This is a genomic window from Streptomyces chryseus (assembly GCF_014650755.1).
Lineage (GTDB): Bacteria > Actinomycetota > Actinomycetes > Streptomycetales > Streptomycetaceae > Streptomyces > Streptomyces chryseus.
The window spans coordinates 145,798-171,918 of sequence record NZ_BMVO01000008.1 but is presented as its reverse complement, the minus strand read 5'-3'; the positions used below and the strand labels follow the sequence as shown (position 1 = coordinate 171,918).

The following is a 26,121-nucleotide window of genomic DNA, read 5'->3' as shown; positions in this document are numbered from 1 at the left end:
CGGGTGCGCGCCATAGGTTGGTGACGGCTCGACAGCCGGACGCCTCCGGGCCCGGCCGCACGTGATCGCCCCTGCTCACCGCTTCCGGCCGGTTCACGCCCCGGCAAGGGGGACGGCGGCCCGACCCTGAGGTGGGTCGTCAGCGGGGAGGGGGCACCTTACACCAAAGGGTCGCTGCGGAACCGATAAACCACCCGGTAGTGACCACTCATATGCCTCCCAATCACCCAGATGCCGCGCATCCTGCCTAACGCCATCACCGTTGGGCGGAATATGACGAAAGCAAAGCGGGCCGACATGCCCGTGCCGCGCTTGATCAGTTCCAGGAGTGATGTCGGCGCCCCCGCCGTTCGGATGGGGGAGTGGGTCTTCACACCCCCCGTACGCCTTCGCTTCGCGCAGGAAGCGAACGCGACGTTGCACGACAAGGACCGTTGTATCGACCTGCGGTACTCGTCCCCGCTCCTCGAACACCTCCTGGCGGAGCTGGGGCGCATCGAGGCCGAATTCGCCACGCTGTCGGGCGCCGCCGAAGCCCCGGGCGGGCATCGCGGTCAGCCGGGCGGGCAGCGTCATGCATGACGGGCGCGGCCGCCACAGCCGCGTGGGACCGCCCGACGGTCCAGGGTCCACTGCCGCCTGGTCGAAGCCGGCCGATGGATATCCGCAGGCCGGATTCTGGAACGAGCAGCCTGCCCCGCTCGATCCTCTCGGCCCCCTCGACATGCCCTGGGACCCGGCGGAAGAACTCGCCCACCTCCTCCAGGAGGCCATCCAGAGCGACCACGACCCGAGCGGCCACGCCCCGTCCGCCGACCCCGACGCGCCGCCGGTCGCCGACGCCGACGCTCCCCTCGAAGGTCTGACGCGGATCACGGCCGAGCTGCCCGCCGTGCGGTCCGCGCCCCGCCGGCGTCGCCGCGCCCTGTCACGAAAACGCACGGCCGGCGCCCTGCGGACGATCAGCTTCTTCCTCGCCGCGCTCGCCGCCGTCATCGTCTCCATGGTGTGCGTGTTCGGCGGCATGGTGACGTACGATCCCCTGCGCCATCTCGCCCGGTACCGCACCGCCAAGGACGCGGTCACGTGGTGGCCGGTGCTGGTCTACGGGCCCTGGATGGTCGCGTCCCTGTCCATCCTGCGCGCCGCGCTGCACCAGCGCCGCGCCGTGCACTCGTGGACCGTCGTACTCCTCTTCTCCACGGTCTCGATACTCCTGTGCGTCTCCCAGGCGCCTCGAACCGTCGTGGACGTGGCGGCGGCCGCCCTCCCGTCACTCGCCGCCCTCGCCTGCTTCCAGCAGCTCGTCCGGCAGATCACCCTCACCAGGCCACCCCGGCAAGCCGCCCCCCGCCACCGCAGCCCCACGTCCGCGCCCCAGCGCTCCGCCGGCCAGAACCGGCCGCCGACGTAGCGGCGGGGCACACGGGGGACAGCCGCTCAGCGGCCGTGACTGCGGACCGCCGAGCTGAACGCGGTCATGCAGGAGGGGCAGTAGCGTTCCGCCGCCGCCTCGATCTGGGCGAGCAGCGCCGTCGGGGAGACCTGCGCCAGGAAGCGCCCGCACAGAGCGCTGGGGGCCACATCCTTGCGGATGACGTGCCAGATCAGTTCGCCTCTGCCGACTGTCGACTCGGCGCGCATCTCGTACATCGGCGTGCCTTTCTGCACTCACGGCGAGCGGGACCGGCCCGCTCGCTGTCTCCATGAGAAGCGGTCGCGTCTGAAGGGGCGAATCGGCGTAGGCCACCCGGACGAAAACCGGAAGTCGGAGGTTTACGGCCTGCCTGCGGGTCCCGGCGCGACAGGGGAGGGACGTCGCCGGCGCATTGCTGGGGACGGCTCCGCTCAGACGACCGGCTCGCCGATGCCGAGCAGGTTCCCCTCGCTGTCACGGAACCAGGCGGCACGCTCCCTCCGGGCGCCCTTGCTCCGGTAGTTCCCGTCGATCTCGGCGATCCCGCCCTGCGTACGGAGGCCGGGCACGTCGACCTCTTCGAACACCACGCCACGCTGTCCGAGCACTGCCACCACGGTCTCGATGTCGTCGACCTGCCATCCCATCTGCGTGAAGGTGCCGGGCGAGGCCCCCGTCGAATCGAACAGCGCGAACTCCGTGCCTCCGCACCGGTACAGCAGCCCGCCGGGCCGCTCGTCGACGGGCTCAAGTCCGAGCCGTTCGGCGTAGAAGCGCCGTGCCCGGTCCAGGTCCTGCGCCGGCAGCCTGGTCGCCACGCGTCCCCTGGCCAGGATGTTCGGGTCGTCTGTATTCATACTTCCACTGTGCCGTGACCGTCGATCGAGGCATGGGCAACGGGCGCTCCGGCCGACGCCTGGCCACCCCTAAGCCCCTTTTTTCACCCCGGTGGGGGCATTCTGTGGCGGTGTTCGCCGCACGCGCGCGGATGCCACCTGACGCCGCACCGGGCCGCGGCACCCACCGGCCGCCGCACACTGCCGCCGGGGGCTGACGGAATCTCACGGTCAGGTGTGTGTGAGGCTGGCACGGACTCGTACCTGCGGTGACCGATGACGCCGCGCCGAAGCTGGGGGGAAAGATGCGCGTAGGGGTATATCTCGCACATCCACGACAAGGAAGCTTCAACCACGCGCTGTTCGACGCCGTGGTGGAGGAACTGCGCCGACGGGGATCCGACGTACTGGCGCACGACCTCTGCGCCGAAGGGTTCGTACCGCTGCTGTCCGCCGACGAGACGGGAACGGTCGAAGAGGCGACTCGCGCCTACGAGGCTCAGATGGCCCTGCACCGGACGGAGGTCGCCACCCTGGACGCCATGGTGTTCGTCCACCCGAACTGGTGGGGCATGCCGCCCGCCGTCCTCACGGGCTGGGTCCAGCGCGTACTCGCGCCCGGCGTCGCCTACAAGCTGGGCACCGCGGCGGGCGAACCCGCCGGCCTCCTGAAGGCGGGCAGGGCGCTGGTGCTGAACACCTCCGACACTCCCGCCGACCGGGAAGAGCGCGAGTTCGGTGACCCGTTGCAGAGCATCTGGTCGGCATGCGTCCTGCCGTACGTCGGAGTCTCCGATGTGCGCCGCGTCGTCTTCCGCACCGTCACCGACTCGACCGAAGAGGAACGCGCGGCCTGGCTGGACCAGGCACGCCTGCAGGCAGCCGCGCTCCTGGCATGACACGCGGTGTGGCGCGGCCGGGCGCACGCGCGGGGGGCGGGCTTTTGCCGGGCGCCGTGGAGCGGGCGGAGGCCGGCCGCGCCGTACGCTGCCCGGCGCTCCGTGCGGCGCACATGTCCCGGGGCGCGGGCGGACCGTGTCGCCGGGACGGTCGCTGATGTCACACGTTTTCCAGGTGTGATCACGGAGATGCCGGTGATCAGAGAAGCGTGAGCGCCGCTGTCCCGGTCGGCGCCTGACGCGGGAGTATCCATGTCCGACGCCGGTTCCACCGCTCCACCGCCCTGCCGTGAACTCACGTGGAGCACCACGACGCGCCAGCTCACGGGCGTTTGCCCGCTCTCGCTCGCCACGACCTTCCGCTACCGGCCGCAAGAACCCTTCACCGCCCGGATCGACTTCCGTCTCCCGCAGGCTCCGACGGTGACCTGGTGCCTGGACCGCGACATGCTCATGGCGGGTACGCAGTCCCCGACCGGGATCGGTGACGTCCGCATCGGCCCCGCGCCCAGCCCCCACCACGCCGACCTCGTGCTGCTCCACCTGGGCACCCCCGAGGAGAACGCCACGGTGAGCATCGAGCGCAAGCCGCTGGTCCACTGGCTGCACACGACGTACGCGCAGGTCCCGGCCGGAAGCGAGAGCGAGCACCTCGACTGGCAGCCGTTCCGCGACGCCCTGGCCGGCTGATCACGGCGCGGCACCGACGCGACCGGGCAGCGGCCCGCGATCCAACGGTCGGCATGCGGCAGGCCGGCCCGAGGGCCGCGCATGCCCGCGTGACCGACCTGCGGAGCTGCCCCTTGACGCCGCACTGCTGCCCCCCCCGGGGCGAGGCGGTGGCAGCGACCCGGCCCGGCACCGTCGTACCTCACCGCTCGCCGGCAGGGCGCGGGCAAGATCACCGTTACCGTTTGCACCGGTTCGTCGTTCTTGAAGCGCGGTACTGCCCGCAGGGCGTCCTCTTCTCGCGCGCTGAGCCGAAGAGCGCCCCTCACTCGCGTGAACATGGGGTGCTTCGCTTCTGGTGAGCGGCTGGGTCACTGTCGGTCTCGGAGCCGCGGCCCTGTGCCCTCTGCCCGGCCTCTCCGTCACGGCCGTCGTCGCCGACCACATGTCCGTGGCCGTGCGCATCGTGATGTGCGCCCCCGGGGCGTCGGCGGAGTCCGGCCCCGCCCAGCCCGACGCCGTGCTCCCACCGCCGGCAACCGCTCCCGCGCCGCCCGCGCCCCCACCACCGTCCTCGGCCCCGCAGGCATCTCCCGCCCCAGCGGCCTCCGAACCAACGGCACCGCACCGCACGGCGTCCCAGGCACCCCGCCGCGCGGCGCCCGTCGCGCCGCCGTCGGCAGCGGCGACGCCCGCGCCCGGGCCACCACCGGTTCACCGCGCGGCGCCGGCCCGGCCCACCCCACCGAAGGCGGGCGCCCCCGCCCCACGGAAGGCCGCTGCTTTCCGCTGGGTGCCGCGTCGTCACTACACCGGCGGCGTACGGCGTCCCGCGCCGGCCGGCCTGTCGACGGTGACCACGATGACCGTCATCACCACACCGGCCGTCCTGGCCGCTGCCGCCCTGCGGCCCGGGTCGCGGCGACGCAGCCGCGGCTGACCGCCGACCCGACCGCCCCCCACCTACCGCCCTGGAGCCCCGCCGTGCCGGAATGGCTGATCTACACCCTGGTCTCCGTCCTGGTGTGCGCGCTGGTCATCGCCGTCACCGTGATGCGCCACCGCCGCCTCGCCGATGAGGACACGTCCCAGACGCCGGACGTACTGGAATACATGGTGATGATGGTCGGCGTCGTCTACGCCATCGTGCTGGGCCTCGCCATCGCCGGCGTGTGGGAGGCCCGCAACGCCGCCGAGGACACCGTCCAGCGCGAAGCCCAGGCCCTGTACGAGATCAACCAGCGCCTGGACGTCTACCCGGCGGCCTTCCGCACCCAGGTACGCGCCCACATCGACGGCTACGCCCGCCACGCCGTCACCGCTGAGTGGCCGGCCATGGAAGACGACGAGCAGGCCGGAGCCGAAGGCGCCCGACTGCTGAGCCGCATCCGCAGCGACATCGCGCACCGCACTCCCGCCGACGAACTGCAGGCCCAGGCGTACCAGCCGCTGCTGGACCAGGTCGCCGCCGCGGACGATGCCCGCCACCAGCGACTCGACAGCGCCGGCACCACCCTGCCCGGGGTGGTCTGGTTCGGCCTGATCGCCGGCGGAGCCGTCACCCTCGGTCTGCTCTACACCCTGCAGATCCGCCATTCACCACGCGAACTGCTCCTGGCCACCACCTTCAGCGCTCTGGTGGTGCTCCTGCTGTTCATGGTGTGGAGCTTCGACGCCCCCTTCGGCCACTCGGGAACCGACTCGTCCCAGCCTCTGCAGGAGCTGTACGCGGCGAGCACCTGACCGTATGTCACCCGCCGGCCCGAACACGCACGCGCCCCGTCACCACCGCCACCGGCGGTGGTGACGGGTCGGTGACGGTGGGGTTGCGGAACGGATGACGGGCGGTGCCGATGGCCGGGCGAAACGTTAAGCCGCGTATGGAAGCATTCGGCGACGACTCCGCCCCGGTGCATGGTGTCTCATGGCCGGGCGCGTACTGGCTGGACGTGCCGCCCCGCGCGGAAGGCGACTGTGTGTGGTGTGCCCAGCTGTGGCACGACGGCGCCCGAGATCCGCGAGGCGGCAGGGCCGATGAACCCGCCGCCTCGGGGGACGGCCATGCGCCCGGTGCCGTCATGCCGTCCATGGTGAACGCGTTGGCCCTGCAGGTGCGCCTGGTGATGCTGTCGGTGGCCGCGTGCGCGCTCGTTTCAGCGATGCTCGCGGTAGTCCTGGCGTGAGCCGGGGCCGATGAGACGCGGGGGTGAAGGCCCCGGCCATCACGGCCGGGGCCCTCGCCGGCAGGAGCCGGGCGGCGGTCGGGTGCCTAGTTCGTGAAGGTGAAGTACTTCCAGGTCCCGTGCGCCGTGCTGTTGACGTTGTCGCCGGACGAGTCGTTGAGGTACGACGAGCGCATCCGGGCGCGGATGCCGGCCTCGCCCGGCGCCTCCAGCCTGACCGCGGACTGGCCGTTCGTACCCAGCGCGAAGTACTCGGAACCGGAGGCGTGCCAGCTGCCCTGGTAGTACACCTCGAGCTCGAACCGGTGCTTACGGCCCGCGTAGTAGTTCATGGTCGTGGTGAACACCGGGTCGGTGTTCTTCCGGAAGTAGTAGTACGTGGTGGAGCCGATCTTGCCCGTCCTGTAGTGCTTGGAGACGCTGACCGACACCTTCGCCTTGGCGTACGCGGTCGACTTCACGGTTTTGGAGGCGTAGCGGGCGTCGCCGGCGAAGACGGCGGTGACGTCGGTGTCCCGCGTCATGTCCACGGTCGCCGACAGGTTGCCCTGCGAGTTGACCTTGGCCTTCTTCAGCAGCTTGTTCGGCTTGTCGGAGCCGTAGGGGTTGGCGTAGATCTCGACGACGCGGTTCTTGTACGTCGTACCGAGGTGCGCCGTGAAGGACACGTCGGCGCCGTACGCGTAGACGTTGCCGTTGCGGTTCAGTGTGAGCGAGGTGGCCTTGCGCGACACCTGCACCGTGTCGGAACCGGAGACGGGGGCGTGCGTGGCGTCGCCCGCGTACGCCACCTTGTAGGTGACCTTGCCGCCGGCGGGCGGTGTGTCGGCGAAGGAGAAGGTGCCGTCGGCCTTCGTCGTGGCGTTCGGCAGGGCCTTGCCGCTCGGGGACTCGACGTCCGTACGGGTCACCTTGACGGCCGTGCCCGCGGGGAACGCCGTCTTCGAGGTCAGCTTCCCGGTGACGGTCAGCTTCTTGGCGCGCTCGGCGCTCGCGGGAGCCGACACCTTCAGAGCGGCGAGCTCCTTCGTGGGGTCGGTCAGGGCCCGCAGGGTGAAGGTGCCGTACGTGTTCTCCGACACCGCGAACACCCGGCTGCGGTCGGGCGCCCAGGCCAGCGCGCCGGGGACCAGGACGTCGCCGCCACTGCTGTCGCCGGTGTTGGGGAACTCGTACTGCCGCGTCGGCTTCGGGTCGCCCGCCCGGTGAATGTGGACGTCGGGGGCGTACCAGGAGAAGGAGCCGCCCGCGATGGTGCCGTCGGGGGCGACAGCGATCGCGTTCGGGTACGCCTCGGTCGGGTAACTCGCCACCTCCTCCAGGTCGGTGGAGGAGTAGGCGGGGAAGCCGTAGCCGTTCCCGCTGCCGTCCCAGGAGGTGAGGACCTGCGCGCCGTCGGGCGTCAGGTCCAGCTGCTTCACGCCGGTGTCCATGGAGCCCTGGACGCGCAGCGCCGCGCCCTCGGCGGAGACGTCGTACACCGCGAGCCGGCCGCCGGCCCCCGCCACCAGGACGCCCGGCACGGCCGGGTCGGCACCGAGGAGTGGCGTGGCGCCGGAGAAATCGGCGCCCGCGTTCTGGTCGAGCTTCACGACGGGCTCGGCGCCGGATACGTCGAGGGACCCGATGCGCGACCCGTAACCGAACCACAGGCGGCCGTCCACGACCTCCAGGGTGGTCGGGGCAAGGGCGCCGGCCAGGTCGTAGCCGGCCGTCTGCGTGTACGTCACCGTGTCCACCGAGACGATCCGGCCGGTGTCCTTCACGGCCGCGTACACCTGGCCGGAGTCCGCGGACAGCGCGAGGCCGGTCACACCGGGCAGGCCGGTGAGGGTCGCCTTGACGGCGCCCGCGTAGTCGGTGACGACGATCCTGCCGCCGGTCGGGTCGGAGATGTAGACCCGCTGACGGTTCCCGTCCACGACCATGTCGCCGACCGATTTCACCGACAGGACCTTCGCCGAGTCGGCCGCCGCCGGACCCGTTGCGCCCGCGACGAGTGCCACGGAGCTGAAGAGGACCGCGAGCGCCGTCGCGGTCGAGATGCTGCGCCTGCGCACAGTGATGTGAACCCCCACAGAAGGAACCCGGCGTGCACCGGGTTGACGAGACAAGGCGGCGCCGTCCCCCCTCGCGCCGCCGATGGGCGCGTGGAGCGCTGCCGAGAGGGGTCAGCGTATGACATGCCAGTGACAGTTGAGATCTCAATTTCTTGCCCGGTCCGGCCCGGCGACGCATGTGAAGAGGCCGGGCGGGGCACTGGGTGGCTCGGTGGCCGTGCCGGAGCGACGCGCGGGGGCTGGGAGAATGGCGGGCATGGACATCGATCGCAGGAACAACGTCACGGTCATCGGCAACCCGCAAGGGCCGGCGGTGGTGCTGGCACACGGGTTCGGCTGCGATCAGAACATGTGGCGGCTGACCGTGCCCGCCCTGGTCGACGACTACCGCGTGGTGCTGTTCGACTACGTGGGTTCGGGCCGCTCCGATCTGGCCGCCTTCTCGGAGGACCGCTACGCCTCCCTGGACGGCTATGCCCGGGACGTGGTGGAGGTGTGCGAGGCGCTGGACCTGCGCGACGCGACGTTCGTGGGGCACTCGGTCAGCGCGATGATCGGGGTACTGGCCGCCGGCATGGCGCCCGAGCGGATCGGGGCGCTGGTGATGGTCGCTCCCTCGCCGCGGTACATCGACGACGACGGCTACCGGGGCGGGTTCAGCGCCGAGGACATCGACGAGCTGCTGGCCTCACTGGAGTCCAACTACCTCGGCTGGTCGGCGGCGATGGCGCCGATGATCATGGGGAACGAGGAGCGGTTCGAGCTCGGTGAGGAGCTGACGAACAGTTTCTGCGCCACCGATCCCGACATGGCCCGCGTCTTCGCCCGCACCACGTTCCTGTCCGACTCCAGGGACGATCTGAAGAGTGTGCGGGTGCCGACGCTGGTACTGGAGTGCACCCAGGACGTCATCGCCCCCCGGGAGGTCGGCGCCTTCGTCCACCGGGCGATCCCCGGCTCGACGCTGGTCACCCTCGACGCGACGGGCCACTGCCCGCACCTGTCCGCGCCCGAGGCCACCAACGAGGCCATCACCGGCTTCCTGGCGAGCCTGCGGTGATGCGCCGCGCCGGGCAGGACTCCGACCCGCACGACGCCGACGGCGAGGAGACATCCAGCGCGGCGTTCGCCGCGCTGCTGGAGGACAGCGCCGAGGAACTCTACGAGAGCGCGCCGTGCGGGTATCTGTCCACGCTCCTGGACGGCACCGTCGCGAAGATCAACACCACCCTGCGGCTGGCTCGGCCTGGAGCGGGAGGCGGTCGTCGGCCGCATGCGGTTCACCGACCTGCTGACCGTGGGCGGCAAGCTCTACCACGAGACACACTTCGCACCGCTGCTGCGCATGCAGGGCGAGATCAACGGCATAGCCCTGGAGATCAAGCAGGCAGGCGGTGACCGGCTGCCGGTGCTGATCTCCTCCGCGGTAAAGAACGGCAGCACCGGAGAACCGCTGCTGATCCGCACCACCGTCTTCGACGCCCGGGACCGCCGCGCCTACGAGGAGGAGCTCCTGCGCAGCCGGAAGGCGGCCGAGGAAGCGCGCAAAGAGGCGGAGGCCGACCGGGCGCGGCTGCAGGACGCCCTCGCCGTACTGCAGCAGTCGCTGCTGCCCGCCACCCTGCCGCCGGTACCCGGAGTGGAGACAGCCGCCCACTACCACACCGCGTCGCCCGACCGGCTCGGCGGCGACTTCTACGACGTCTTCCCCGTCGACGGCAAGCGCTTCGCCTTCTTCCTCGGCGACGTGTGCGGCAAGGGCCCCCAGGCCGCCGCGGTCACCTCGCTGACCCGCTACACCCTGCGCGCCGCCGCGCTGCACGACCCGGACCCCGTCTCCGCCCTGACCACACTGAACAAGGTCCTCCAGGAGCGCTACACCGGCGGCGACCCCCGCTACTGCACCGCCGTCTTCGGCGTCCTGGAACCCGCTTCCGCGACGGGCCAGGTCGCCGTCCGCCTCGCCGCGGGCGGCCACCCCCCGGCCCTGCGCGCCGACGGCACAGCCGACTTCCTGCCCACCCCCGGCGGCCTCCTGGTCGGCGTCCTGCCCGCACCGCACTTCGCCACCGCCACCACCACCCTCGGGGCCGGCGACACCCTGCTGCTCTACACCGACGGGCTGACCGAAGCGCGTACGGGCGAAGACCGCGCCACCCTGTACGGGGACGAGGCCCTGCGCGACTTCGTCGCCGGCCACGCCGGCAAGCCCCCACAGGCCCTCGTCCAGGCGCTGACCGGCCTGCTGGCAGACTTCGGCGACGGTCTCGACGACGACACCGCCCTGCTCGCCCTCGGCGTACCCGCCTCCGGCCCGACGACGAAGAACCCACTATGAGCCCGCTGAGAATCACCACCCGAGACACCGCGACCGGTCCCGTTCTGGAGATCACCGGCGAATTCGACTACACCAACGCCACCGAGCTGCGCGACCTGCTCGGCACGCTCACCCTCCGGCCCGGACGGCGCCTCGTCCTGGACCTGGCCGGCATGACGTTCTGCGACTCCAGCGGCATCACCGCCCTCATCGCCGCCCGCAACCATGTCCACGCCGCCCAGGCCGACATCGCGCTCGCGGCCGTACCTGCCAACACCCTGCGCATCCTGCGCATCGTCGGCCTCGACCAGATCTTCCCGCTCTACCCCGACACCGATGCCGCCACGCGTTCCTGATCCGCGCGAACGAGCTCGCGCCAGCGGGCGGGCCCAGAGCCGATCTGACCCATGAGGTGCGGCCAAGGCATGTCACTGCGTGATGACTGACATGATGGCCCCGTTACCCGGGCAGAGCCCGGGAGGCGGTTTCGTACGGGGCCGCAGAAGCCAGGGTTGTGCTGAGGAAGAGGAGTGGTGGGATGCCGGTGGAGAGGCTGGTGATCACACCGGCGGTGGTGGAGCGGGATGCCGTGCTGGCGTTGGCCGGTGAGCTGGACATGGGCTGTGAAGACCTGCTGGCCGAAGCGGTCGGGGAGATGCTCGGGGCCGGCTACCGGCGGGTGGTGCTGGACTGCGCGGAGATCTCGTTCTGTGACTCACGCGGATTCAGCGCGCTCCTCGTGACCCGGCAGACCATCCAGGACGCGGAGGGGGCTCTGGCCCTGGCCGCGGTTCCGGAGCGCCTTCAGAACCTGCTGACGCTGGTCGGCGCGGAGGAGATCTTCACCATCGCCTCCACCGTCGAGCAGGCGCGCCTGCTGCTCGCCGGTTCCCCCGACGGCCCCCGGGCCGAGCCGGCGTAACCCACCACCACCGGACCCGGCGCCGTACGGCAGCCGCGTTCGCATGCCGGAACCGTCGGGAGTGGACCATGGAGTTCGCCTCCGTCGTGCAGCCGCCCCGCACCCCACTTCGCCGGTGAGGGATACTGGAGCGGCAGACAGCACATGACCGAGGGGCGATGGCGTGGACAATCCAGGGGAGACGGATGCGTTCAGTGCGTCGTCGGCCCGGTCCACGGGCGCATTGCGCATGCACCCGTTGGCGGACCGGCCGGGCTGGCAGGCGGTGGGCGAGATCAGTCTGATCACGCGCCCTGCCTGGGAACAGACGCTGCACCAGCTTGCCCTGAGCGACGAAGAGGCGTGCCACTTGGAGCTTTCCGCGATCACCTTCGTCGACATGGCTGGTGTCTCTGCTCTGGCGGTGGCCGCCCAGGGCCTTCCGGAGGGGCGACGTATCGTGCTCGAAGAGCCGCCTGCCGCTTTGCGGCGCGTGCTGGACATGTTCTGGCCGGACCTGACCGCCGTCGAGGTGGTGGCGTGATGACTGCCGCGACCACCGAACCCTTTGTGCATCCCGCCCTGTTCTACAGAGGCGAGAAGGAGTACCTGCACGGCACGGTGCCTTTCATCCGCGACGGTCTGCGAGCCGGGGAGCCGGTGGCGGTCGCCGTGCCCGGGCCGAACCTGGGGCTCCTCAAGACGGCCCTGGGCGATGACGCCGCGGACGTGCGGTTCCTCGACATGACCGAGGTGGGGCGCAACCCGGGACGGATCATCCCCAAGGTGCTGCGCGCCTTCGCGGACGCCCACCGGGATGCGCGGGTGCGGATCATCGGTGAGCCGATCTGGGCGGGCCGCAGCAGTGTGGAGTACCCGGCGTGCGCCCAGCACGAGGCGCTGATCAACCCGGCGTTCCAGGGCCGGGAAGTCACCATTCTCTGTCCGTACGACGCCGAACGCCTCGACGAGCACGTCATCGCCGACGCCCACGCGACGCACCCCGTCGTCATCTCCGGCGGCCAGGAGGAGCGCAGTACCGCCTACGCACCCGAGCATGTCGTGGCGCGCTACAACCAGCCGTTGGCTCCCGCCGCAGCGACCGAGGAGTTCGCCTTCGACGCCGAAGGGCTGCCGAGCGCCCGGCACTTCGCGGTCGAGCGGGCCGAGCGGTTCGGCCTGTCCGGGATCGGGCTGGAGGACGTGGCCCTGATCGTGGCCGAGCTGACCACCAACAGCGTGGTGCACGGCGGAGGTTCGGGCACGATACGGGTGTGGCCCGACGGTGGCCAGGTGGTGTGCGAGGTCCGCGACCAGGGTCATCTGAGCGACCCGCTCGCCGGGCGCCGCCCGGCGACGCGGGACCAGCAGGGCGGCCGCGGACTGCTGCTGGTGCACTACCTGGCCGATCTCGTACGCATCCACACCGGCCCCGACGGTACGTCGATCCGCTGCTACATCAGCCGCTGACTCGCTGGGCGCCTCTGCCCGGTGGGCGGGGCCCAGGGCAACGGTGGGCCGCCGGACGGGCGGCCCACCGGTCGGCTCGCAGCGTGGGAGCCTGCTAGTCCCGGCGGCTCGTCGCCGCGTCGACTGCCTGCGGTTCGCGCAGGGCCCGCGGTTCGTCGGGCTTGGTACGCTCCAAGCCTTCCGTAGCGCCGCCCGGGTCGGTCGGCTTGCGCTGGCTCTCGGCGCCGGACAGGCAGAGCACCGCGCACATCAGGAGCGTCATACCGGTGACGACGACCGGATTCAGACGATCACCGAGCAGCACGACGCCGATGACCGCTGCGGTCAGCGGTTCGACGAGAGCGATGACGGAAGCGGTCGTCGCCTTCACCACGCTGAGCGCCGCGAAGAACAGGGTGTAGGCCAGCGCTGTCGGAATCAGACCGAGGTAGCCGATCGACGCCACTGTCCAGAACAGGTGCTCGGTGCTGGGCAGCCAGCCTTCCGCAAGCGCCAGGGGGAAGAGACATGCGGTGCCGATGGCGAAACCGAGCACCATCGCATCGAACGCGCTGCCCTCCTGCCTGCGGCCGGAAGCACGCCCCAGCACCGTGACACCGGCATAGCCGACAGCGGAGAGCACGGCGTATCCGAGGCCGAGCAACGGGTTGGGGCCGGTGCTCTGGTCGGTGCCGCCCACGAGCAGCCCCAACCCGAGTACGCCGCTCACCACAGCCAGCGCACCCGCCCTGCCGACGCGCTCGTCGAGCAGCAGCCTGGAGCCCACCGTCACGAGCACCGGTCCGGAGCCGAGCGTCACCATGGTGGCCACGGTCAGCCCGGCCTGCTGGACCGCGGCGAAGTAGGCCGTCTGGTACACCGCGAGTCCGAAGCCCGTGGCCACGACTCGGCCCTTGTTCCTGCGGAAGGACCGCGCGAGCGAGCCGCCCGGGGCCGAACGGCGTTGCCTCCACAGGGCCCGGAGCATCAGCAGCAGCCCCAGCCCTCCCAGGAACCGCCAGAACGACACCGCGCCGGGGCCGATGCCGCCCATGTCGTACAGCACCGCCGCCACGGCGCCACCGGTACCCCACGCGGTCGCCGCTGTCGCGACGTAGAACATGCCCTGTCGCAAGGACAGGGCGGTAGAAGATCGCACTGTTGTCTCCATCGGATCTGCGCATCACGAACAACGTCGTCGATGGGCAGCACACGCTGACCGCCCCAGGAGTGCTGAGGCGGTTCGGCGCAGTCGCCGCCGTCAGAGGACGGGCGGCGGAGGAGTCAACATCTGATGCATGCGGCCAACGTAGTCGCCGCACCCCGGTCCACGCATGTGCTTTCGGCTGAGAGCCCAGCCGTACCGTGGTGGGGGTAGTCGGGGGCCGGAACCACTCCGTCGTCTCGTACGTCCGACGTGAACAGCTGAGGGGAAGGCGCCCGCACGTCCGTACGACGGTGCGTTGTGGGTGCCGCAGAAGAACGTGGACGACGACACCGCCGAAGGGCGCGAGAGCGGGTCGGGGGCTGCCGGCCGGGCGTTGGAGTGCGAGGGCGGTATCCACACCGGCGGTGGGTCAGGGTCCTGGAGCGGGAGCGACGGCGGGGCCACACCGGAGGAAGGGCTGAAGGCATGCTTCGACATCGAACAGCCCGAAGTGCCGGAGTACGGCTACCGCGTGGAACGCCAGGAGCGGGACCGGGTGCTCTACTCGTTCGATGTGAAGGGCAGGACCAAGATCGCCGTTGTGGTGGCCAAGGACCGGCCGGGCCGCCCTGGTTGGGGACCGGAGACCAGTGCCTCCTGCGATCCGGCGGAGTTGCCGGCCGACTACACCGACACCAAGGACTACGAGGTCCGGAACGACGAGCAGGGCAACCGCGTACCTGTCTCCAAGGTGAGCAGTTCGGCGGCTCAGCCCATTGCGAGTGGCAGAAGGCCCACTTCGAGATCCCGAACTCCGCCGCCCGGGCCGTCCGCGCCGCAGGGGCTCTGGGCGCATCGATGGTGACCGTGCACAGCATGGGCGGCCGCGGGATCATGAACGCGGCGGTCACCGCGCCCGCGACTTCCCGCGACCGCGCGTGTTCGCACTGACCGTGGTCACCGGCATGACCGACACGGATCTCGCCGACATCGGCGTCACCGCCTCGACCACGGCCCAGGTCGGACGGCTGGCGCGACTGGCCATGGAATCCGGCTGCGACGGGGTGATCGCCTCGCCCCGGGAAGCAGCGCTGCTGCGGGGCCACCTCGGTCCCGATCCGTTGATCGTCACGCCGGGGGTGGTGCTTCCCGGGGAGTCGTCGGGCGAGCACGCCCGTCACGCCACGCCGCGGGCGGCTGTCGCCGGCGGCGTGTCGTACATCGTCCTGGGCCGCTCCATCACGCGAGCGGCGGACCCGGTGGCCGCGGTGCGACTCGTGCGCTCCGATGCGGCCGGCCAGAAGCGATCTCGTGAGGGATCAGCGTTCCCCGGGGGACAGCGTCCGCCCCGCCCCGGCGGCCCCCGGGGTGACGAGCGCCAGCGGGCGCCTGCGGTACTGCGGCACCGCGCCAGGGACGCGGTCGCAGCGTCCGGTGGGACGGGAGCGCCACGTAGGGATGATGACCTGGCCGGGGTTCGGCAGGTCACGTCGGAGCCGGTCGCGGCGGAGCGGCACGACAGCCCTGGCGCGTGCCGCGCGGAGCTTTCCTCGACTTGGGCTCCCCGGTGCGGCGTATTGTCCTCATATGGGCGAAACGTGCTGTGTGAGGCGCGGGGCCGGCCGCCCCGCGAGGCCGGGACGCAGCCGCAGGTACGGCGCTCCCGCGCGTCCTCAGGCCGTGAGGGCAGCGGGGCCCCGGCCGGAGGAGTGGGAGTTCCGCCGTACCGCTGCCACACGGTGTCGGTCGTCGTGGGTGACCGGCCGCGGTGCGCTTGCCGCACGCCGGGGCCTGGTCACCGACCGGTCAGGGGTGCCCGGTGCTCGGGCCCGCTGAGGAGTCGGACGGCACCGTCCTCCTGGACGAGGCGCTGGCCGACACGGTGCGCCGTACGGGAGCCTCCGCCGGGGGTGTCTACCTGCTCGACGAGGCCGAGCAGATGCTGAGCCTGGCGGTCCTGTGCGGCGTGCCGGCCGAGATCGCGTCGCCGTGGCGCCGGGTACCTGTGGCCGCCGTCGTCCCGGTCAGCGATGCCGTCCGGGAGGATCGCCTGGTGTGGGTGGGCTCCCAGGAGGACATGGCCCGCTTCTACCCGCGGGCCGCCGCCACCCTCCCGTACCGCTTCGCCCTGGCCGCCGCACCGCTGAACGGCGGAACCCGCCCCAGAGGTGCCCTGCTCCTGCTGTGGCCGGCCGGCCATCCGAGCCGCGCCACCCGCCGCCAGAGGGGCCACATCACCTCCAGCGCCCTGCGCCTCGCACGGGTGCTGGACAGCACCCGTGTCACAACCGCCCTGCCCGACCAGCCCCGCATCGTTCCCGTCGACGCCGCCACTCACCCGTACGTCACCCCGCCCGCGCAGGCCGCGGCCGACTTCGCCGAGCGGCTGCCCGGCGGCGCCCTGGCTCTGGACCTGGAGGGCCGGGTCACCTTCCTCACCGACTCGGCCGCATCCCTGCTCGGGCGCGGCGCCGACCAGCTCCTGGGCACACGGCCTTGGCAGTCACTGCCCTGGCTGGACGACCCGCTCTTCGAGGACCGCTACCGCACCGCGGTCATCAGCCGCGAGCCCGTCACCATCACCGCGGTCAACCCGCCGGGCACCTGGCTCGACTTTCGCCTCTACCCCGATTCCAGCGGCATCAGCATCCGCATCACGCCCAGCCGCACCCGGGGAGACGCCCGGCCGGAAGCCACCCCCGCGCCCGAACCGGCCGGCGCCTCCAGGCCGCCCGCACCGGCCGGCCGTCTCTACCAGCTGATCCACCTGGCGGCCGCACTCGCCGAGGCGGTCGGGGTCCGTGACGTGGTCGGACTCATCGCCGACCAGGTGCTCCCCGCCTTCGGGGCCGACGGCCTGGTGCTGTCCGCCGCCGACGCCGGCCGCCTGAAGATCACGGGCCACCACGGCTACGACCCCCGGGTCATCGAGCGCCTCGACGGACTCCCGCTGGACACCGGCCTCACTCCCGCGGGGCAGGCTCTCGCCAGCGGAGTCCCGTCCTTCTTCGCCAGCCCCGCCGCCCTGGCCGACCTCTACCCCGATGCGCCGCAGATCAGCGGCAAGCAGGCATGGGCCTTCCTGCCCCTGATCATCTCCGGCCGTCCCGTGGGGTGCTGCGTCCTCACGTACGACACCCCTCACACCTTCACCGCCGACGAGCGCGCCGTTCTCACCTCCCTGGCCGGTCTGATCGCCCAGGCCCTGGACCGCGCGCGCCTCTACGACGCCAAACACGACCTCGCGCACAGCCTCCAGCAAGCGCTCCTCCCGCACCGTCTCCCCTCCCTGGCGGGGCTGGAGGTCGCCGCGCGGTACCTGCCCGCCAGCCACGGCCTGGACGTCGGCGGTGACTTCTACGACTTGATCCGCCTCGGCGACAGCACCGCGGCGGCCGTCATCGGCGACGTGCAGGGCCACAACATCGCCGCCGCCGCCCTCATGGGGCAGGTCCGCACAGCCGTCCACTCCCACGCCACCGGCGGCGCCTCGCCCGGCGAGGTCCTCTCCCGTACCAACCGCGTCCTGGCCGACCTGGAACCCGACCTCCTCGTCTCCTGTCTCTATGCCCACCTCGATCTGGCCCGACAGCAGGTCACCCTGGCCAGCGCGGGGCACGTACCCCCTCTGCTGCACCACCCGGGACAGCGCGCCCGCGTACTGGACATCGAGCCGGGTCCGCTGCTCGGCATCGGGGTCGACCTGCCCTATCCGGTCACGCCCCTGCACCTGCCGACGGGATCAACCCTCGCCCTCTACACGGACGGTCTCGTCGAAGTCCCCGGCACCGACCTCGAAGAGACCACCGCCCAGCTCGCCCACCACCTCGCGGACGCCGGCAGCCAGAGCCTGGACCACCTCATCGACCGTCTCATCAGCCGCGCGTGGCCCACCGGCCGACACACCGACGACATCGCCGTACTCCTGCTGAAGGCCACAACCCGTCCTGCTCGATCGCCGGCCCCGCTGTGATCCACCCGCCGCCCGAACACGAGCGAGTGGTCGACAGCGGGAACGGCCCCGCAGCCGGTCTTCCTCCGGTGCGGACACTGTGCCGCTGCTCGACGACGACGTAAGCCCGGTGACCTCGGGCTCTCGGCCATCGGCAGGCTTGCGAGGGCCGAGCACGCGGCAGTGCCGACGCCTTCGAATCGTCGACATGGCCCTGGGTAGGATGGGCGCGACAGCACATCGTGAACCTCGACCAGGAGCTGACGTGAGCGAGCCGGCGTCCATCACCCTGCAGCAGGAGATTGCCCGGGAGCTGCAGGTCGCCGAGACCTTCGATGCCGAGCGGGAGATCGAACGGCGGGTGGCCTTCCTCGCCGAGCGGCTGACTTCCACCGGCCTGCGCTCCCTCGTGCTCGGCATCAGCGGCGGCGTCGACTCCACCACCGCCGGCCGCCTGTGCCAGCTCGCGGTGGAGCGCGCCAGGGCAGCCGGGCACGAAGCGCGGTTCTACGCGATGCGGCTGCCGTACGGGGTCCAGGCCGACGAGCACGACGCCCAGCTCGCGCTGTCCTTCATCCAGGCCGACCACGTCCTCACCGTGGACATCAAGCCCGCGAGCGACGCCGCGCTCGAGGCGGCACTGGTCGCCGGCGTGCGGTTCCGCGACGCCCACCACCAGGACTTCGTACAGGGCAACATCAAGGCGCGGCAGCGCATGATCGCCCAGTACGCGGTGGCCGGTGCGCACGACGGCCTGGTGGTCGGCACCGACCACGCCGCCGAGGCGGTCTCCGGCTTCTTCACCAAGTTCGGCGACGGCGCGGCCGACCTCGTTCCGCTGACCGGCCTGACCAAGCGCCGGGTGCGCGCCGTCGCGGACGTGCTCGGCGCCCCTTCCGAGTTGGTGTGGAAGGCCCCGACGGCCGACCTGGAGACTCTTGCCCCGGGCAAGACCGACGAGGACGCGCTCGGGGTCACGTACGACGACATCGACGACTTCCTCGAAGGCAAGCCGGTGGATGAGCGGGCCTTCGAAACCATCGTCAACCGCTACCGCCTCACCGACCACAAGCGCCAGCTGCCCATCGCCCCCTGAGCGTCGCTCTCAGCGCTGAGCGCGCGTGTGTTCAGCAGTCCCGGTCGGGGCTGACGCTCACTGCTCGGCGAGCGGCTTCATCCCGATGCCGGTCACCGTTGACACCGCATCAAGACGTACCCCTCGGCGGCGGAAGAGTGCAACGGACACCGGCTCCGCATGAAAGCGCGTGACACGGGAACACGTACGGCACTTGAGAGTGCCTGGGAGGGACTTGTGGTGGTGTTGAAGCCGGAGCCGCGCTATGTGAGGACCCTGCTTGCCCGGTACGCGAGCGCACGCATCGCGCTCGCGGAGAAGGCCGAGCCGGCGTGGCAACGAGAGCTGGCAGACGTTACCTACACGCTGTGTGTGGTGACCGGGACCCGCTCGATCACCGACGCGATCGCGGCTGCTGACGACATCCTGGCAGCAGCCAGGCAACCCGAGGAGCACCCTCAGTCATCGGGTGCAGCGGACACGGTCCTCGCGGCCTGACGTTCCCGCGCCGCCGCCGCCGGCTCGATCGGCGATCTGCTGCCGGCGCTGTGCGTCGACTGCACCGCAGTACCGAAGGCCCCGGCTCAACCCGGGTTCTCCTTTGGAACGGCAGTGGGTCCGGGCTCTCCCATACCCCCAGGGCACGGGAGAGCCCCTCGCTGTGCCGGTTCCGCGCCGGGCTTTACGACGCGCGGCGGCGGCGCATCGCGACGTAGAGGCTGCCGCCCGCCACCAGCGCCGCGGCCGCCGTGCCCGCGATGAGCAGGGCGCTGTCCGAGCCGGTGGCGGCCAGGTCGCCTTCGGCCGTCGAGGCGCCCGAGCCACCGCTGGACGAGGAGGAGCCGCCGACCGACGACGATTCGGAGCCGGAGCTGCCGCCGGACGAAGAGTCCGGACCGCCACCGGACGAGGAAGCGGAGCCGCCCGAGGACGCGGAGCCGGAGCCGCCGGTAGTGGAGCCGCCGGTAGTGGCGGAGCCGCCCGTGGAGGAGCCGCCCGTGGTGGAGGATCCGGAACCGCCGCTGCTGGTCCCCGACGCGGCGTTGAGAACGATCTCCGCCGTGTTGTTCGCCGGGTTGCTGTCGAAGGGCGTCTCAGCCTTGACGAACGACGCCGTGCCCGTCGCGCCGGGTACGACCTTGTCGATCTTCAAGCGGAAGCGGTAGGGCCACTTGCTCCATTCACTCACCCAGCCCATCTGGTTCACGCACGTGTACTCGCCCGCCGTCTCCTTCTCGCAGGAGCGCGGCGCCTCTGTCACCGTCGTACCGGCCGGAATCCGCACCTTGATCGTCAGTGTCGCGGTGCTCACCACCCGGTTCATGTCGACCCAGGCGGGGCCCTTGTTGGCGAACTGGAACGCGGCGCTGATCGTCTCTCCCGCCTTGCCCTTCAGCTCGCCACCGGTCAGCGAGAAGTCGGCCGTGTTGTCGGCGGTCACGAGCGCGCGCGTCGACGCACCGCTGTAATCCTCGTCGGAGCCCGGGACGGGCGTCTTCCGCTCGACCAGCTTGAGCGCCGGCCCAGTGCCCTGCACCTCATCGCCGGTTCCGTCGGGGTCCGACCAGCCCGGGTTCTCCAGGTGGACCGATACGCCCAACCTCTCGTACAGCGCCCTCTTCTGGACGTTGTACCGCGGAGCCTTCTCGGGCACGTACACCACACCGGGCTCCAGTGCCTGGTCCACGGCGCAGATGGCGTCGTACGCATCGGGCATCTCGTCGTAGCCGCCGGACTCCGCGTAGGTGCAGTTGGAGTGCTGCTTGGCGAAGTCCAGCCCCGCCGAGCCGTGGAGGTACAACCAGACACGCTCGGCCCGCTCAGTGCCCCTGTTCTTCAACGAGAGCGGTATCTCCGGGCTGCTGCCGGGCTTGACTCCAGTGATCGGAGCAAGCTTCCCTACGGCCATGTCCGGCCCGGCCGCGTCCGCTTGGGTGGGGGCGGCCGCGAGCGCGACCAGGGCAGCGGCACCGGCCGCGCCGAACCCTCCGCGCAGGGAGCGGCGACCGGCAGGGGCGAATGTCATGCGGGTCCCTCTGTGTGACATGTAGGCGAACAGCGAGAGTCCGCTTCGGAAAACAGTGCGAGAACTCAGACCGCCGACGAGACGGGAGGGTTGTACGGAAGGTCCCTCCGACTCGGCCGAGCGGGCAACTGCTGTCTGCGCGACGCCGATCCCGGGTGACCGACTTGGCGCGATGAACGCCTCATCCGGTGCCTGCGCCCGCCCGTACGGCTCGGCCGCGCCGCACTTGCGCGTCACCCCTGGCCTCTCTCCGCCGAGAGAGGCCAGGTTCGTGCGTTACTTCTGCAGGTTCTTACCAGCTTCGCCAGGGGCGTTCATGGTGCCAGAGGCGGTCGGCGCTGTTGGTGGCCCGGTACAGGCTGATCGTGCTCTCGTTGCCGCCGACCCTGTCGACTGCGGCGGCGAGCCTGGGAGCGGTGTCCGGACGCAGGGTCCACCAGCCGGTGGAGGTTCCGCCGGGCTGGCCGGTGGCGAGGTCGGTTTCCTCCTTCACGATGCGCCAGGACTGTGCGGGGTTGCCCTCCTCGCAGGTGCGCAGGACGACCGACACGCCGACGGCGGGGGCGCCGGCGGGTTGCAGGCAGAGGCTGCCGGCTTTCTCATTGCGGATCTGCCATGCGTCTTCCCCCTCTTGTTCTTGGAAGTGCCACTGGTTGGTCTCGCGTTGCTCGTACGCGGCATGGCGGGCGGTGGCGGCCAAGGCGCCCGTGGTCGTGCGGTCGTCCCAGGTCACCATGCGGGAGCCGTCGGCCCGGTTGACGATTTCCTGGTGAACGAACTCGGCGGGCTCAGCGGCTCTCGCAACCGTAGAGGTGGGGCCCGGGGTGGAGGCGTGTCCCGGGCTCAGGCCGGCACACAGAGTCATGAGTGCTGCGGCCGAGAGTGCGCCGTACAGCAGGCGTCGGGATCGAAACCCAGAGCGGATCTGCATCAGTGGTTCCCTTCCGTGGGGGTAAGCCGCGCTCAGCCACGAGCAGACGCGACGGCATCCAGCCGTCGATGTCGCTCTGCTCCCACACGGTCGTGGATCCCTCCCCGCCCGTGTGCCAACTCCATTGCCTGGCTGCGCTTCTGGAAACGGCTTGGGCCTAACAAACCATGACGAAACGGGAGCAAGGAAGCCTCAAAGCGCCAAACCACTCACACAGGTCCCCCGGAGGCACAAACATCGGCGACGCACTCCAGAGGGCGGGGGCGCGCACCGGCGCACTCGCCGGAGGACTCAGCAGCGCTCGCGGAGGTACGCGTCCAACTCGGCGGCACCGGTCAGCATCGCCCGCCCGCGGGCGGACAGCCGGCCGCGCCAGTCGCGCAGTGCGGCCTCCAGTGGTTCCAGCCCGCCGGCCGCACGCACCTGGGTGATCAGCGGGGCGATCTGCTCCAGCAGGTAACCGCCCCGCCTGAGCTGGTGGGCCAGCCGGGCGTCCCGTACGTCGGCCTCGTCGTAGACGCGGTACCCCGTCAGCGGGTCGCGGTGCGGACGCACGAGCCCGGCGCGTTCCCACTTGCGCAACGTGGCGGGCCGTACTCCGAGCTCCAGCGCCAGCGTCCCGACGAACATGCCGCCGGGCCGGGACACCGCCGCGTCGGGCCGGGGCGCCGGGGTGGGCGGCAGGTCGAGGAGGGCCCGCTCCACGGCCCGGAGTGTCCGCCGGTCGTCGAGCAGTTGGGCATGGCTCTCGTCGATGAGGCCGAACGCCTCGTCGACCGCACTCTGGTTCACCGCTCGCATGATCGACATCGCCGTCTGGTGGCCGTGGCCGGGCACCAGGGCGAGGAACGCACCCAGGGCCCGCGCGTGCAGCGGCGTGTAGGTCCGGTAGCCGTGCGGTGTGCGAGCGGCGGCCGGAAGGATGCCGGCCTCCTCGTAGTTCCTGACGGCCTGCGTGGACAGACCGTGCCCACGCGCGAGATCAATCGGCCGGAGGTGGTCGCGAGTTTGAAGGTTTCGTGCCACTCGTCGAGCATACACAGGGCTTTGCAGCTGCAAGTTTCAACCGAAGGTTCAACGATACCGTTGAAGGCATGGCTACTGACATCAAGGACACCGCCGATGCCGTCGACGCCGCCGCCGTGATGAAGCTCCTTCCGCACCAGCCGCGCCTGCTGGCCCTGGGAGAGCCCACCCACGGCGAGGACGCACTGCTCGACCTGCGCAACGACCTCTTCCGGCAGCTCGTCGAGCAGCAGGGCTACCGGACGATCGCGATCGAGAGCGACTGCATGATGGCCCTGGTCGTGGACGGCTACGTCACCTCGGGCAAGGGCACCCTCGACGAAGTCATGGAGCGCGGTTTCAGCCACGGGTTCGGCGCGTCCGCGGCCAACCGCGAACTCGTGCGCTGGACAAGGGCGTACAACGACGGAAGGCCCGCCTCCGAGCAGGTGCGCTTCGCCGGGTTCGACGGCCCGCTGGAGATCACCGGAGCCGCGAGCCCCCGGCAGGCCCTCACCGCACTCCACGACTACCTCGCGGCTCGGGTGAACGCGGACCTGCTTCCCTGCGCCGCGCAAACACTCGACCACCTGCTCGGCGCCGACGACCAGTGGACCGATCCCGCCGCGATGACGGACCCGTCCCGGTCCGCGGGGCAGTCGGCCGAGGCCAAGGAACTGAGGCTGCTCGCCGACGATCTGGTGACGCTGCTCGACGCGCAGACGCCCCACCTGATCACGGCGACCTCGCGGGACGCGTGGGACCGGGCGCGCCTGTACGGGCGCACCGCCACCGGCCTGCTGCGCTACCACTTCTGGATGGCCGACACGTCACCGGCCCGCATGGAGCGGCTGATCGGGCTGCGGGACTCCATGATGGCCGACAACCTCCTCGCCGTCGCCGAACGGAACCCGACCCTGGTGTACGCCCACAACAGCCATCTCCAGCGCGACAAGAGCACGATGCGGATGTGGGACCAGCCACCGCTGGAGTGGTGGAGCGCCGGCGCCCTCGTGAACGCCCGGATGGGGAAGGAGTACGCCTTCCTGGCCACGGCCCTCGGCACCATGCGGCACCAGGGAGTCGACACTCCGCCACGGGACACCGTCGAAGGACTGCTGTACGCGCTACCGGAGGGCCATTACGTCGTCGACGCCACCCGGCTCGCCACCGCCCTCGGCGACACACCACCCGCCGCGCGCGTGTCGCCCTGGTTCGGGTACTCCCCACTTGACCCGGCGCATCTGGCCGGAAGCGACGGCATCGTGTTCGTCAAAGACGTTCCGGGGAGCCCGGGGAGTTGAGGCCCGTCTTTCGGATGTCCTGCAGCCGGCGTTGGATGCTGGTCGTTGCTGTCCCCGTAGGGTGTCCGTTGTGGGCAGGCGCGCGGTCGGGGTGACGGCGATGCAGACATGGGAGGCGGCGCCGGAGGGATTGTGTGCTGTGCACGTCCCGGAGGACGAGTCCGCTGAACCACCGGACGACTGGGTGCGTCGGACGGACCCGATGAAGCTGGTGCCCGCAATGGGGAGCCCAGCGCGGTGGACGCGCATGGTGCATAAGGAGAATCCTGGTGTGCGCCGACTCGGTCATGTCTGCTCCTCGACCTCGCTCACGTCTGGTCCTCGACGCGTATCGCCTCCTGCAGATCCCGCTGCGCCGGGCCCGGCTCACCTTCCTGCAGTTCGATCAGAGCGGCGGCGATCGCGTCGAGCTTCCGCTGAATGGCGTGCTCGGCCCGTCGTTCGCTGTTCTTGAGGAGGGCCAGGAGCAGCAACGTCACCGCGGTCATCGACTCACCGGCGAGCATCATCCAGGCCATCGGAACCTTGGCCACATGTGCGCCGATGACGATGCCGACAAGGAGCAGGCACAGCCCGAAGAACGTGGGGCTGCTCGTGAAGTTCGAAGACTTCTCCGCGAGATGCGCGAAGCGCCCGCGCTTGTTTCCACCGCGCTCAGCGGGATGCTCAAGTGTCATGCCCTGGCCACTACCCCCGTTTCGAATCGGAGCACGTGCCAGATCGGCGGGAAACGGTGGGCGGCTGATTCACCGGACGGGAAGACATCACTCGCACCACCACCTGATGTGGAAGGCGGGCCGCACCACCCGGCACCATGCCGCAGTCGGAGCGCGGGGATACTGGGCGATCATGAAGATGATTCCTCGCGGGGGAAGGAGCCGGCCTCACCGGCGAAGCAGCTGCCCTCGCAGGCCCTCCTTCCTGACGCGGCTCACCCGGCGTCGGCGTTGCACGCACGGTGTGGGCACCCCCTGCGACCCGTCGCCATACCTATCTCGGCCACCACAGTTTTCCTTTGGTCTCTCGGGAAGCTAATCTATCTCCCCGAATGTCGGCCAGGCGCTGTGCCTGGCGTGCAGACGAGCCCGGCCGGCACGAGCGCCGGGGTCAAGTTCCCGGGTGATGAGGGTGGAAACGTGAGCGAGGTAACGAGGACTGCGGCTCGCGTGGAGGTCCTGCCCGACAGAAACGGCACGCGCGTCATCGTTTGTGCGGGAGAGTTCGACATCGACTCCGAGGGCCTGGCGCGCGCAGCACTGGACACCGCGCATCGTGACGGCATCGCGACGACCGTCGTCGATCTGGCCGGAGTTTCCTTCGCCGACTCGTCCATGCTCAACACGCTGATCATGGCCCACAACCGCCAGCACCTGGTCCTCGCCGGCCCACTTCATCCACAGGTGCTCAGGCTGCTGGAGATCAGCGGCACCGACCTCTTCTTCAACATCGCCGCCGACGTGACCGGCCCCGACGGCACCGGGCCCGCCGTCGAGCCGCAGTAGGCCGGGACCACGGCTCCGTCGTCGATGGGGTGGTGCTGCGGCTTCCCCGAGGAGTCCGGCCTCTGCCATCGAGCGAGGTTGACAGCGACGGACATCTGGCGCTTGCCGTCCGCCCGGGTCAGGGACAATGTTCCGGCCCTTCTACGCGGTCGCCGGCGAAGTCGGCCAGGAAGCCGCCGCGCGGATACTCGCACGCCGCATGCTGGCCGGCGAGCTGACGCCCCGGGGCTTCACCGGCCGCATCCATCAGCGCTACGGGCACGACCTGGCGCTGACCGAGAGAATCGCCGAGCTCGACGACGTGTCCTGCCCGGCGTGGCACCCCGGGACGCGAGCCATGGTCCGCTCGGCAGCCGCACCGGGTGCCGGCGCGCGATGGCTCATGGCCGCGAGAGTCGTCCCGTAAGACGATGGGACATGCAGGCGAGACGGAAGGCTATTCTGCGGC

Annotated in this window: 28 protein-coding genes and 2 pseudogenes; 21 read left to right on the top strand and 9 right to left on the bottom strand. The window is 70.8% G+C overall.

The window, feature by feature from the left end; genetic code table 11:
• Positions 1-231: 231 nt before the first annotated feature.
• Entirely contained in the window at positions 232-582 is a 351-nt protein-coding gene (locus tag IE185_RS15570) for a hypothetical protein (protein ID WP_189715349.1), read from the top strand.
• Positions 575-1,414: a DUF2637 domain-containing protein gene (locus IE185_RS15565; protein WP_229843531.1), complete on the top strand. Its 840-nt coding sequence runs from the start codon at positions 575-577 to the stop codon at positions 1,412-1,414. The genes IE185_RS15570 and IE185_RS15565 overlap by 8 nt, the downstream gene beginning before the upstream one ends.
• A 26-nt stretch (positions 1,415-1,440) precedes the next feature.
• Here the strand turns inward: IE185_RS15565 and IE185_RS15560 are convergent, their stop codons facing one another.
• Both IE185_RS15560 and IE185_RS15555 read right to left on the bottom strand, forming a co-directional pair.
• The gene (locus IE185_RS15560) at positions 1,441-1,653 is read right to left on the bottom strand and encodes a hypothetical protein (protein WP_138899026.1); all 213 of its coding nucleotides are present in this window, start codon (positions 1,651-1,653) and stop codon (positions 1,441-1,443) included.
• Positions 1,654-1,848: 195 nt separating this feature from the next.
• Positions 1,849-2,274 carry a VOC family protein gene (locus IE185_RS15555; RefSeq protein WP_138899027.1) on the bottom strand — a complete coding sequence of 142 codons (426 nt, stop codon included), beginning with the start codon at positions 2,272-2,274 and terminating at the stop codon, positions 1,849-1,851.
• Between the two features lie 284 nt (positions 2,275-2,558).
• Between IE185_RS15555 and IE185_RS15550 the strand changes: the two genes are divergently transcribed.
• The 5 genes from IE185_RS15550 (at position 2,559) to IE185_RS15530 (ending at position 6,004) form a co-directional block, all read left to right on the top strand.
• Positions 2,559-3,152, top strand: coding sequence for an NAD(P)H-dependent oxidoreductase (locus tag IE185_RS15550; RefSeq protein ID WP_138899028.1), 594 nt, complete (start codon positions 2,559-2,561; stop codon positions 3,150-3,152).
• A gap of 252 nt (positions 3,153-3,404) precedes the next feature.
• Positions 3,405-3,842 (top strand): SsgA family sporulation/cell division regulator, encoded by a 438-nt coding sequence (locus IE185_RS15545; protein ID WP_138899029.1) that lies wholly within the window; start codon positions 3,405-3,407, stop codon positions 3,840-3,842.
• A gap of 772 nt (positions 3,843-4,614) precedes the next feature.
• The gene (locus IE185_RS15540) at positions 4,615-4,761 is read left to right on the top strand and encodes a hypothetical protein (RefSeq protein ID WP_189715345.1); all 147 of its coding nucleotides are present in this window, start codon (positions 4,615-4,617) and stop codon (positions 4,759-4,761) included.
• 44 nt (positions 4,762-4,805) lie between these two features.
• The gene (locus IE185_RS15535; protein ID WP_189715343.1) at positions 4,806-5,564 is read left to right on the top strand and encodes a bestrophin-like domain; all 759 of its coding nucleotides are present in this window, start codon (positions 4,806-4,808) and stop codon (positions 5,562-5,564) included.
• 137 nt (positions 5,565-5,701) lie between these two features.
• A complete protein-coding gene (locus IE185_RS15530; RefSeq protein WP_138898200.1) occupies positions 5,702-6,004 on the top strand; it encodes a hypothetical protein in 303 nt (100 codons plus the stop codon).
• 86 nt (positions 6,005-6,090) lie between these two features.
• On the opposite strand, the gene IE185_RS15525 is transcribed toward IE185_RS15530, so the two are convergent.
• Positions 6,091-8,064, bottom strand: coding sequence for an Ig-like domain repeat protein (locus IE185_RS15525; RefSeq protein ID WP_138898199.1), 1,974 nt, complete (start codon positions 8,062-8,064; stop codon positions 6,091-6,093).
• Positions 8,065-8,320: 256 nt separating this feature from the next.
• Between IE185_RS15525 and IE185_RS15520 the strand changes: the two genes are divergently transcribed.
• The 6 genes and pseudogenes from IE185_RS15520 (at position 8,321) to IE185_RS15495 (ending at position 12,752) form a co-directional block, all read left to right on the top strand.
• Positions 8,321-9,124: an alpha/beta fold hydrolase gene (locus IE185_RS15520; RefSeq protein ID WP_138898198.1), complete on the top strand. Its 804-nt coding sequence runs from the start codon at positions 8,321-8,323 to the stop codon at positions 9,122-9,124.
• Positions 9,124-10,402: pseudogene (locus IE185_RS15515) on the top strand (PP2C family protein-serine/threonine phosphatase). Before IE185_RS15520 ends, IE185_RS15515 begins: the two are co-directional and overlap by 1 nt.
• The gene (locus IE185_RS15510) at positions 10,399-10,737 is read left to right on the top strand and encodes an STAS domain-containing protein (RefSeq protein WP_138896052.1); all 339 of its coding nucleotides are present in this window, start codon (positions 10,399-10,401) and stop codon (positions 10,735-10,737) included. Before IE185_RS15515 ends, IE185_RS15510 begins: the two are co-directional and overlap by 4 nt.
• A 182-nt stretch (positions 10,738-10,919) precedes the next feature.
• On the top strand, positions 10,920-11,303 hold the full coding sequence (locus IE185_RS15505) for an STAS domain-containing protein (RefSeq protein WP_138896051.1): 384 nt from the start codon (positions 10,920-10,922) through the stop codon (positions 11,301-11,303).
• A gap of 163 nt (positions 11,304-11,466) precedes the next feature.
• Positions 11,467-11,826 carry an STAS domain-containing protein gene (locus tag IE185_RS15500; RefSeq protein WP_308432768.1) on the top strand — a complete coding sequence of 120 codons (360 nt, stop codon included), beginning with the start codon at positions 11,467-11,469 and terminating at the stop codon, positions 11,824-11,826.
• On the top strand, positions 11,826-12,752 hold the full coding sequence (locus tag IE185_RS15495; RefSeq protein ID WP_138896050.1) for an anti-sigma factor RsbA family regulatory protein: 927 nt from the start codon (positions 11,826-11,828) through the stop codon (positions 12,750-12,752). The genes IE185_RS15500 and IE185_RS15495 overlap by 1 nt, the downstream gene beginning before the upstream one ends.
• A 94-nt stretch (positions 12,753-12,846) precedes the next feature.
• On the opposite strand, the gene IE185_RS15490 is transcribed toward IE185_RS15495, so the two are convergent.
• Complete coding sequence (locus IE185_RS15490; protein WP_229843530.1) at positions 12,847-13,890, bottom strand: DMT family transporter; 1,044 nt, start codon at positions 13,888-13,890, stop codon at positions 12,847-12,849.
• 310 nt (positions 13,891-14,200) lie between these two features.
• Here IE185_RS15490 and IE185_RS15485 point away from each other — a divergent pair, with 310 nt between their 5' ends.
• The 5 genes from IE185_RS15485 (at position 14,201) to IE185_RS15465 (ending at position 19,403) form a co-directional block, all read left to right on the top strand.
• On the top strand, positions 14,201-14,743 hold the full coding sequence (locus IE185_RS15485; RefSeq protein ID WP_138896048.1) for a hypothetical protein: 543 nt from the start codon (positions 14,201-14,203) through the stop codon (positions 14,741-14,743).
• 100 nt (positions 14,744-14,843) lie between these two features.
• Positions 14,844-15,824: an orotidine 5'-phosphate decarboxylase / HUMPS family protein gene (locus tag IE185_RS33985; protein ID WP_138896047.1), complete on the top strand. Its 981-nt coding sequence runs from the start codon at positions 14,844-14,846 to the stop codon at positions 15,822-15,824.
• On the top strand, positions 15,818-17,851 hold the full coding sequence (locus IE185_RS15475; RefSeq protein ID WP_138896055.1) for a SpoIIE family protein phosphatase: 2,034 nt from the start codon (positions 15,818-15,820) through the stop codon (positions 17,849-17,851). Before IE185_RS33985 ends, IE185_RS15475 begins: the two co-directional genes overlap by 7 nt.
• Positions 17,852-18,095: 244 nt before the next feature.
• Positions 18,096-18,926, top strand: coding sequence for an NAD(+) synthase (gene nadE / locus IE185_RS15470; protein WP_138896046.1), 831 nt, complete (start codon positions 18,096-18,098; stop codon positions 18,924-18,926).
• 216 nt (positions 18,927-19,142) lie between these two features.
• Complete coding sequence (locus tag IE185_RS15465; protein WP_308432767.1) at positions 19,143-19,403, top strand: DUF5133 domain-containing protein; 261 nt, start codon at positions 19,143-19,145, stop codon at positions 19,401-19,403.
• Positions 19,404-19,587: 184 nt separating this feature from the next.
• Here IE185_RS15465 and IE185_RS15460 read toward each other — a convergent pair whose 3' ends face one another.
• From IE185_RS15460 to IE185_RS15450, 3 genes are all read right to left on the bottom strand, one after another.
• Positions 19,588-20,931, bottom strand: a complete 1,344-nt coding sequence (locus IE185_RS15460) for an LAVTG motif-containing sortase-dependent surface protein (RefSeq protein ID WP_138896045.1) — start codon at positions 20,929-20,931, stop codon at positions 19,588-19,590.
• A 292-nt stretch (positions 20,932-21,223) separates the two neighbouring features.
• A complete protein-coding gene (locus tag IE185_RS15455) occupies positions 21,224-21,862 on the bottom strand; it encodes an RICIN domain-containing protein (RefSeq protein ID WP_138896044.1) in 639 nt (212 codons plus the stop codon).
• Positions 21,863-22,153: 291 nt separating this feature from the next.
• Entirely contained in the window at positions 22,154-22,888 is a 735-nt protein-coding gene (locus tag IE185_RS15450; RefSeq protein ID WP_138907141.1) for a TioE family transcriptional regulator, read from the bottom strand.
• A 68-nt stretch (positions 22,889-22,956) separates the two neighbouring features.
• On the opposite strand from IE185_RS15450, the gene IE185_RS15445 reads away from it, so the two are divergent.
• Positions 22,957-24,171, top strand: a complete 1,215-nt coding sequence (locus IE185_RS15445; protein ID WP_138896821.1) for an erythromycin esterase family protein — start codon at positions 22,957-22,959, stop codon at positions 24,169-24,171.
• Positions 24,172-24,479: 308 nt separating this feature from the next.
• Here the strand turns inward: IE185_RS15445 and IE185_RS15440 are convergent, their stop codons facing one another.
• On the bottom strand, positions 24,480-24,848 hold the full coding sequence (locus IE185_RS15440) for a low affinity iron permease family protein (RefSeq protein ID WP_138896822.1): 369 nt from the start codon (positions 24,846-24,848) through the stop codon (positions 24,480-24,482).
• Between the two features lie 459 nt (positions 24,849-25,307).
• Between IE185_RS15440 and IE185_RS33155 the strand changes: the two genes are divergently transcribed.
• Complete coding sequence (locus IE185_RS33155; protein WP_229843529.1) at positions 25,308-25,673, top strand: STAS domain-containing protein; 366 nt, start codon at positions 25,308-25,310, stop codon at positions 25,671-25,673.
• Between the two features lie 17 nt (positions 25,674-25,690).
• On the opposite strand, the pseudogene IE185_RS33150 reads toward IE185_RS33155, so the two are convergent.
• Positions 25,691-25,807 (bottom strand): annotated as a pseudogene (locus tag IE185_RS33150) (hydrolase); the annotation flags it as partial.
• Here IE185_RS33150 and IE185_RS15430 point away from each other — a divergent pair.
• Positions 25,801-26,079, top strand: a complete 279-nt coding sequence (locus IE185_RS15430) for a hypothetical protein (RefSeq protein WP_138896825.1) — start codon at positions 25,801-25,803, stop codon at positions 26,077-26,079. The pseudogene IE185_RS33150 and the gene IE185_RS15430 overlap by 7 nt on opposite strands.
• The last annotated feature ends 42 nt before the right edge of the window (positions 26,080-26,121 follow it).